The organism is Nocardia araoensis NBRC 100135 (assembly GCF_000308435.1).
In the GTDB taxonomy this organism is placed as follows: Bacteria; Actinomycetota; Actinomycetes; order Mycobacteriales; family Mycobacteriaceae; genus Nocardia; species Nocardia araoensis.
On sequence record NZ_BAFR01000113.1, the window covers coordinates 60471 to 68474 of the forward strand.

Genomic DNA, 8004 nt, shown 5'->3' on the forward strand with positions numbered 1-8004 from the left:
ACGGGACCGATCGGTCGGGGGCGCTCACGGCGGTCCGCGGGCGTTCTACTGCCGAGCGAGGGCAGCAGGGCCGGGGCCTGTCGGTGTCCCGGCTCGCATGGTTCGGCAGTCCGCTTGTCTGCCCGCGCGCGACGTCGACCGCGGACGGTAGGTCAGGCAGGCTGCCGATGCGCCGTCCACTGCGAGGAAGACCACGGTTTGTGCGGTGTCGAGCAGGCCCGCTGCCAGTGCATGGAGATAGGCGTGCACCGGCCCGGCAGTGTAGGGATCTCCGACGCAGGCATCGAAACCGACGACCGACCGCGCCGGGATGACGAGCGCGTCGGCCAAACGGGCGCGGAAGTCGGCGGCCTGGTCGGGAGCCAGCAGCAGTGCGCGGCCTTCGGCGAAGTCACGGCCGTCGAGCCCTTCGGAGTCCAGACAGGCACGTACTACCGCGGTCGCCGAGTCCACCCGGTCCTCCGCACCGGTACGAACGCGGATCGCGCTACGGCCTGCGGCGCCGACATCGTTCAGCGGCACCCAGGCGATCGGCTCGACCGGGCCGGTGGTGTCGCGCGTGTGCAGGCGTCCGAATCCCCCTGCGGTAGGCGAAGTTCCGAGCAACAGGGCGGCGCCGTCGGCGCTGTAGGGGAATTCGGCGACATCGCGCTCGGTCGAAGGATGGGCGTCGCCCGCGACGAGCAACGCGTACCGAACCGTGCCGGTGGCGAGGAAGGTGTCCGCCGTCGCGATGGCGTGCAGCAGGCCGCAGGCACCGTGCATGAGGTCGAAGGACAGCACCGGGACGCGCCCGGCCGCATACGTGAGCCCGAGACCGATCCGCTTCTGGATGAGGGCCGACACCGCGGGCTCGGAGATGTTGCTGTCCCGGAAGACACCCGTGTTGATCAGCATCCCGATCTCGTGCAGGCCGACCTCGGAGCGCTCGACGCAGGTCCGTGCCGCGCGAGTGGCCAGTTCGAGGTAACTGCCGGTGTCGATGTCGCGGTTCGTCGCGGCCGAGACGATCGTCGTCGCCATGCTCATGCCGCCAAACGCGAGATGGTCGCGGCGAGATATCCGGAGACGATTCCCGATGCCGCGGGGATCATGAGGATTTTCGATCCCTTCGGGATCTTCTGCCGCGCGAGGTGCTCGTGCAGGACCAGGAAATGAGAGGTCGACGCGGTATTGCCGTAGTCGTGCAGCACGTTGAGGGCTTGCGGCATCGGTGTGCCGAAATGCCGTTCGGTCAGATCCGAGATGTACTCGATGGCGGGCGCGCTGAATTGATGGTGAATCCAGTAGTCGTATTTCTCGCTCTCCCAGGTACGTCCGGTCTCGGCGAGGAAGTCGGCCATGCGGTCGATGCCCTGCCGGTAGCGGGCTTCGTTCTGCATGGCGCGATTGTCGGTGTACATCGCGATGCCGCCGGTGCGGTCGCTGGGCATCCCGATGCAGTGCTCGGCGCCGTCGGCCGCGGTCATCAACTCGACGTAGTGCAGTTCGTCGTCGTCGTCGCCACGGCCGTCGAGCACCACCGCGACCGCGGCGTCCCCGACCGTCAACGCCGCGAATTGCGGGTCGTAGGGCTTGCTGATCTCGCGCAGCGCCGTCTCGGCGATCGGCGTGATCTGCTCCCCGCTCACCACCAGGCCGTTGCGCACCGCGCCGGCCTTGATCATGCGATCGAGCACCATCACTCCGGTGATCATCCCGGCGCAGGCGTTCGAGACATCGAAGTGCCGAGCCGCGTTCGCGCCGATCGCATTGCCGAGCATGAGCGCGAAAGAGGGTGCGTAGCAGAAGATTCCCGCGCCGCGAGTACGCGTGATGGAGGCCGAGATGACGACGTCCAGCTCGTCGGCCCGATAGCCGGAATGCCACAGACAGTCCTCGATCGCGTGCAACGCCAGCTCGAAGGACGATTCGTACCGGTCCGGATCCGAGTCGTAGACGCGACGGTTCTTGATCCCGGTGATGCGCTCCAGATCCAACGACCGCGGCACAGCCAGCTCGGCGATCAGATCTTCGGTGGAGCGGACGGTCGTCGGCGTGTACGCGCCGATCGACTCGAAACGAGTACGAAGCATGCTCCCCTGCTTTCCGCTTCAGTCGGCGTCGATTGTCGTGTCGCTTCGCGACAAGGTTGTCGCTGGTGGTAGGTGCGCCTACCCGGTGAGCCCGACCAAGGTCGCGCTGACTTCACACAGCTGCTGCCCGAGCGCGTCGTCCTGGGCGAGACGCGACGGAGCCTTGACGCGGTTGTTCTGGAAGTAGCAGCCGCTGACCGCGGCGACTTCGGGGTCGGTGGCGAGGTACGTCAGTGCTCGTCCCCCCTCGGCGGCGGAGATCATGAACAATCGCTTGGCGAGCGCCACGAAGGGCTGTCCGAACCACGGCATGGAATCCCAGATTCCGGTCGCGACCGCACCGGGGTGGAAGGCATTGACCGTTACCCCGGTTCCTTCCAGCCGCCGCGCCAGCGCCCGCGTGTACAGGATGTTCGCCAGTTTGGAGCGACTGTAGGCCCTTTCTCCCGAATAACCCTTGGCGAATTCCAGATCCGCGAAATCCATGGTCGCGCCGAATTGCATGACCGACGAGGTGAACACGATGCGCGACGGGGCGCTGCGCACCATCAGGTCCGTCAGCAGTTCGGTGAGCAGGAAACCACCCAGATGATTGACCGCGAACGTGGCCTCGATGCCGTCCACGGTCTCGCTTCGGGTCTTGTGGTAGCCGCCCGCGTTGTTCGCCAGCACATCCAGCCGCTCGTACCCGGCCAGAATCTCCTTGGCCAGCTGCCGGACCGACGACTGCGACGCGAAATCGCATTCCAGTGTGTCGACTCCCGCCGCCCCCGCGCCCCGGACCAGCTTCGCCGCCGCGGAGAGCTTCTCCGGATTCCGCCCGACCAAGACGAGCCGATTCCCTTGCGCCGCCAACTGCCGAGCCGACTCCAGTCCGATACCCGATGTCGCCCCCGTGATCAGGATTGTCTGCACAGTGGACCACCCTGCCACAGAAGTTTCCTAGGAGATTGCTGACACGAGTCATCCGCATCGGGAATTCCGCCGCCACACCTACCGGGTTCGCCTATCACCCTCGCATTTCGACCACTCGCAACGATGAGTGCCGTCAGCGTGGAGACCGGATGCGGGAGACTGCGGGGACCCGTTCCCACCCTCGCGGCATGGTCTTTCGGCCCCACCCGAAGTGACGATCAGCCGCACCGAAGACCGTTGCACCGGTCGTACGCTTCGGAGGTGCCCGCCGAGGCACGTCCTGATCAGGGTAGGGAGAGTTCCATGGGCCAACAGCAATTCGACGACCCGCATCATGTGGCCGGTGCCAAAGTAGTCGTCGGCGTGGATGGTTCGGAGGGTTCGTGGACGGCCTTGCGCTGGGCGGCGCAATTCGCCGCCGACCGCGGACGCCAACTCGAGATCGTGCACGGACTCGACCTGGTCGGCACCAGCTGGGTACTCGGTGACTACGAGGTCCTGGTGCCGTCGGTGGTCGACGCCGTCCGCAGGCAGGGAAAGGAAATGCTCACCCGCGCCGAGAAACTGGCGCTTTCGGTGGCGCCGGACCTGCCCATTTCGACGCGTTCCTCCACCGACACCGGCAGACGACTGCTGATCGACCACAGCCGCGAGGCGTACGCGGTGGTCCTCGGCGCGACCGGCGACTCAGGGACATCGGCACATCTCGGCTCTACATTGCTGGCTGTGACCGCACACGCGGAGGGCACGGTGATCGTCGTGCGCACCGACCCCGACACGCAGGCAGCGGTCCATCGCTCGGGCCCGGTGGTCCTCGGTGTGGACGGCAGTCCGGTCGGGGAATCCGCTATCGCGGCGGCATTCGCGGAGGCGGCCGCCCGTGATGCGGACCTGGTCGCCGTGCACGTCTGGAGCGACTGGGATTCCAGCCGGTTCGGCGGCGAAGCCGGCCGGCTCGACGCCGTGCGCGAGGACATCGAGCGCGCGATTCTCGCCGAACGACTGGCCGGCTGGCAGGAGAAGTACCCCGGCGTGCGCGTCATCCGCGAGGTGGAGATGGCGGCCCCCGCCGCGCACCTGCTGTCGCGTTCGAAGGAGGCGCAGCTGCTCGTCGTGGGCAGCCGCGGTCGCGGCGGTTTCGCAGGGTTGCTGCTCGGCTCCACGGCGAACAACCTGGTGCAGCACGCGTCCTGCCCCGTCGTGGTCGTCCACCCCGCACCAGAGCGCGACTGACATCCCGAAGGGACACACCACGTATGTCCACCTCTGACACCGGCACCATTCACCACCTGGCATCGTCTGCTGGCGTCGCCGGTGGTTCCGAGAACTCCGACCCGGCCGTGCAAAGGGCCGCCGAGACCGCCTCGCAGCGCGACCGCGGGCTGATGATCGTGCATGCCGTGGATCTGCCATGAAAAGAACTGTGTTTGCCGCGACCTGTGCATCGGCCCTCACCGGCCTCGCGGTCTACGGTGCCTACTGGTGCAGCAGATCCTCGACCTGGGGAGCCACGGCGGACGAGATCGCGCGGACGATGCCCGGCGACGAGTTGCTGGTCGACGCCGACATCGTCACGACCCGGGCGATCACGATCGACACCGGTGCCGACGCCATCTGGCCGTGGCTGGTTCAGCTGGGACCCGGCCGTGGCGGCGCTTACACCTACGACTGGATCGAAAATCTGCTCGGCCTCGACATGCACAGTGCGGACCGGATCCTGCCGCAGTTCCAGAACCTCACCGTCGGCGATACCTTCGCGCTCGGGAAGTCGGGCCCGCGCATGCGCGTCGCGGCCATCGAACCCGAACGCGGGCTGGTCTTCGCCTCGGATGACGGCCGCTGGGTCTGGGCATTCGGGCTGTATCCGGCAGGAGAGAGCACCCGGCTGGTGAGCCGCAACCGCATCGCGCGCACCGGCGCCTCGCCCCTGACCCGCCGGGTCTACCGACTCGTCATGGAGCCGGGCAGCCTCGTGATGGAACGCAGGATGCTGCACGGCATCGAACAGCGCGCCGAGCAGCACGCACACCGACGCTCGGGGTCCGCGGCACACGTACAGGCATGAGACCACCGAATCCGCGCACGCAGATAGGCGTCGTTCACCGGATTATACTGTTTGCTAAACTTCGCAAACAAAGGGTCTGGTGACCATCACCGGACCGGCCCCATCAGGAGAAGGGAGTGGCCGCCATGCCGGGACTGAGCAGGCCGCTCTACCAGATGAAGGCCGACTTCTTCAAAACCTTGGGCCACCCTGTCCGTATCCGCGTTCTGGAACTGCTCAGCCGGCGTGAGCACGCGGTGTCGGAGATGTTGGCCGAGATCGGCGTGGAGGCAGCGAACCTGTCGCAGCAATTGTCCATTCTGCGCCGGGCGGGCCTGGTGACAGCCCGTCGCGAGGGCTTGTCGGTCACCTACGAACTCGCCTCCCCCGAGATCGCCGAACTACTCGCCACCGCCCGCGCCATCCTCACCGGCGTCGTCACCGGACAAGCCGAAGCCCTGGAAGAGCCCGCGTAACCGATGCGCAAGTCACCCATCGGGATACAGACACGACCACTGATTGCAGATTTTCTAAACTTATCACCTTGTATCTTCATAAAGGAGAGATCCACCGTGACCCGTCCCATCGCCCCCGCCAACTCCTCGGCACCGACCACGCACGAGGGGATCCTGGCGTGGGTCGCGGAAGTCGCCGAGCTCACCGCGCCGGAGGCCATCGTGTTCTGCGACGGGTCGCGGGAGGAATGGGACCGGCTGACCGGCCTGCTGGTGGACAAGGGAACGTTCGTGCCCCTGACCGCGAAGCCGAACTCCTTCTGGTGTATCTCCGATCCTGACGATGTGGCGCGGGTCGAAGATCGCACGTTCATCTGCTCGGAGAACAAGACGGACGCGGGCCCGACCAACAACTGGGTCGACCCGCTGGACATGCGCACGGTGATGACCGAGCACTACCGCGGGGCCATGGCGGGGCGAACGATGTACGTGATCGCGTTCTGCATGGGCCCGATGGATGCCGAGGACCCGAAATTCGGTGTGCAGATCACCGATTCGGAGTACGTGGCGGTGTCGATGCAGATCATGACCCGCTCCGGCACGCTGGTGTGGGACCGGCTCGGTGACGAGACGACCTTCGTGAAGTGCCTGCATTCGGTCGGCGCGCCGCTGGCCGCCGGCCGAGGCGACGCGGCATGGCCGTGTGATACGACCAAGTACATCTCGCATTTTCCCGAACGCCGGGAAATTTGGAGTTACGGCTCGGGATACGGCGGAAACGCGCTGCTCGGTAAGAAGTGTTTCGCGCTGCGTATCGCGTCGGTGATCGGTCGTGACGAGGGGTGGCTTGCCGAGCACATGTTGATCCTCAAACTGACCTCACCGCAAGGCAATACGCACTACGTGGCCGCGGCGTTCCCGTCCTCGTGCGGCAAGACGAATCTGGCCATGCTGGAACCGGCGCTGCCCGGCTGGAGCGCCGAAACGGTCGGCGACGACATCGCGTGGATGCGTTTCGGGGCCGACGGCCGGTTGTACGCGGTGAACCCCGAGGCCGGATTCTTCGGCGTCGCCCCCGGGACCGGGGCCGCCACGAACCCGAATGCGATCGCCACCGTGAACGTCGGCAACTCGATCTTCACCAACACCGCCCGCACCGACGATGGCGACGTGTGGTGGGAGGGCCTGACCGACGACAAGCCCGCGCATCTGATCGACTGGCAGGGACGGGACTGGACCCCCGAAACGCCGACATCCGCCGCTCACCCGAATTCGCGGTACTGCACCCCGATCGAGCAGTGCCCGTCGGTGGCGCCGGAGTGGAACGACCCGACCGGCGTACCGATCTCGGCGATCTTCTTCGGAGGCCGCCGCGCCACCACCATTCCTCTGGTCGCCGAATCGTTCGACTGGGCCCACGGCGTGTTCACCGCCTCCGTGCTGTCATCGGAGACCACAGCGGCCGCCGCAGGCACGGTCGGTGTGGTGCGCCGAGATCCGATGGCGATGCTGCCGTTCCTGGGCTACCACGTCGGCGACTACTTCGCGCACTGGCTGTCGATGGCGCGCCATGAGGGTGCGCGGCTGCCGAAGATCTTTCAGGTCAACTGGTTTCGCCGCAGCCAGGAAGGTCGATTCCTGTGGCCCGGCTTCGGTGACAACGTGCGCATCCTGAAATGGGCTCTCGACCGCCTGGACGGCACCGCGGAGGCCGTGGAGACGCCCATCGGATACGTGCCCACCGTGGACGCCCTCGATCTGTCCGGGCTCGATGACGGCGACCGGGAGTCGGCCGCGCAGGCGCTGGCCGTCGACACCGAGGAATGGGTGAGCGAAACCCGCTCGATCGACGAGTGGTACGCCACCATAGGCGGCAACCGGCTGCCCGAACCGCTGCGCGAACAGCTCGCGGCATTGAAACTGCGCCTGGCCGCCGCCCGATGAGCGTGCGCGCACTCCTACCGTCGTGGTCGGACTGGAGTCCGGCGGTCCGCGCGCCCGGCGCGGACCTCATGTCCGGGCTCATGGTCGCGCTGGTCGCGCTGCCGCTGGCGCTCGGATTCGGCATCAGCTCCGGCTTGGGTGCGGCCGCCGGTCTGACGACCGCGGTCATCGCGGGCGCGGTGGCGGCGGTCTTCGGCGGATCCCGGTTCCAGGTGTCGGGACCGACCGGGGCGATGACCGTCGTCCTGGTGCCGATCTTCCACCAGCACGGCGGCGGCGGAGTGCTGGCCGTGGGGATGATGGCCGGTCTTGTGCTGATCGTGCTCGCGCTCGCCGGTGTCGGCCGGGCAGTTCGATACCTGCCCGCTCCGGTGATCGAGGGCTTCACGGCGGGGATCGCCGTGGTCATTGCCCTGCAACAGTTTCCGTCCGCCCTCGGCATCGCCCACACCGCGGGCGAGAAGGTGTGGCAGGCGGCCTTCGACGCGGTGCGGCAATACATCGCGCACCCGCACCCCGCGACGCTCGCGACGGCGCTGCTGGTCGCTGCGGCCGTGCTGGCCGGAGGGCG

Annotated in this window: 9 protein-coding genes; 6 read left to right on the forward strand and 3 right to left on the reverse strand. The window is 67.0% G+C overall.

Translation table 11 applies throughout. The features are described from left to right. Window positions 1-45: 45 nt before the first annotated feature. The 3 genes from ON21_RS14850 to ON21_RS14860 form a co-directional block, all read right to left on the reverse strand. Window positions 46-1029 carry a hypothetical protein gene (locus tag ON21_RS14850; protein ID WP_051020812.1) on the reverse strand — a complete coding sequence of 328 codons (984 nt, stop codon included), beginning with the start codon at window positions 1027-1029 and terminating at the stop codon, window positions 46-48. Beyond that, window positions 1026-2075, reverse strand: coding sequence for a 3-oxoacyl-ACP synthase III family protein (locus ON21_RS14855; RefSeq protein ID WP_039798480.1), 1050 nt, complete (start codon window positions 2073-2075; stop codon window positions 1026-1028). The genes ON21_RS14850 and ON21_RS14855 overlap by 4 nt, the downstream gene beginning before the upstream one ends. A gap of 78 nt (window positions 2076-2153) precedes the next feature. Beyond that, complete coding sequence (locus ON21_RS14860; RefSeq protein ID WP_039798481.1) at window positions 2154-2990, reverse strand: SDR family oxidoreductase; 837 nt, start codon at window positions 2988-2990, stop codon at window positions 2154-2156. A gap of 303 nt (window positions 2991-3293) precedes the next feature. On the opposite strand from ON21_RS14860, the gene ON21_RS14865 reads away from it, so the two are divergent. From ON21_RS14865 to ON21_RS14885, 6 genes are all read left to right on the forward strand, one after another. Beyond that, window positions 3294-4223, forward strand: coding sequence for a universal stress protein (locus ON21_RS14865; RefSeq protein ID WP_039798482.1), 930 nt, complete (start codon window positions 3294-3296; stop codon window positions 4221-4223). A 23-nt stretch (window positions 4224-4246) separates the two neighbouring features. After that, entirely contained in the window at window positions 4247-4405 is a 159-nt protein-coding gene (locus ON21_RS38415; RefSeq protein WP_157170842.1) for a putative universal stress family protein, read from the forward strand. Beyond that, window positions 4402-5055: a hypothetical protein gene (locus ON21_RS14870; RefSeq protein ID WP_039798483.1), complete on the forward strand. Its 654-nt coding sequence runs from the start codon at window positions 4402-4404 to the stop codon at window positions 5053-5055. The genes ON21_RS38415 and ON21_RS14870 overlap by 4 nt, the downstream gene beginning before the upstream one ends. A 125-nt stretch (window positions 5056-5180) precedes the next feature. Next, the gene (locus ON21_RS14875) at window positions 5181-5510 is read left to right on the forward strand and encodes an ArsR/SmtB family transcription factor (protein ID WP_039798506.1); all 330 of its coding nucleotides are present in this window, start codon (window positions 5181-5183) and stop codon (window positions 5508-5510) included. Window positions 5511-5513: 3 nt separating this feature from the next. Continuing rightward, window positions 5514-7433 carry a phosphoenolpyruvate carboxykinase (GTP) gene (locus tag ON21_RS14880; RefSeq protein WP_083880626.1) on the forward strand — a complete coding sequence of 640 codons (1920 nt, stop codon included), beginning with the start codon at window positions 5514-5516 and terminating at the stop codon, window positions 7431-7433. Beyond that, window positions 7430-8004: SulP family inorganic anion transporter (locus ON21_RS14885; RefSeq protein WP_039798485.1), on the forward strand; the 575-nt coding region annotated here is incomplete at its 3' end. The genes ON21_RS14880 and ON21_RS14885, both read left to right, overlap by 4 nt.

Coding starts and splice junctions, on each gene's coding strand:
- ON21_RS14855 (WP_039798480.1), bottom strand. CDS start 2,075: ATGCTTCGTACTCGTTTCGAGTCGATCGGCGCGTACACGCCGACGACC.
- ON21_RS38415 (WP_157170842.1), top strand. CDS start 4,247: ATGTCCACCTCTGACACCGGCACCATTCACCACCTGGCATCGTCTGCT.
- ON21_RS14850 (WP_051020812.1), bottom strand. CDS start 1,029: ATGAGCATGGCGACGACGATCGTCTCGGCCGCGACGAACCGCGACATC.
- ON21_RS14875 (WP_039798506.1), top strand. CDS start 5,181: ATGCCGGGACTGAGCAGGCCGCTCTACCAGATGAAGGCCGACTTCTTC.
- ON21_RS14880 (WP_083880626.1), top strand. CDS start 5,514: ATGCGCAAGTCACCCATCGGGATACAGACACGACCACTGATTGCAGAT.
- ON21_RS14870 (WP_039798483.1), top strand. CDS start 4,402: ATGAAAAGAACTGTGTTTGCCGCGACCTGTGCATCGGCCCTCACCGGC.
- ON21_RS14865 (WP_039798482.1), top strand. CDS start 3,294: ATGGGCCAACAGCAATTCGACGACCCGCATCATGTGGCCGGTGCCAAA.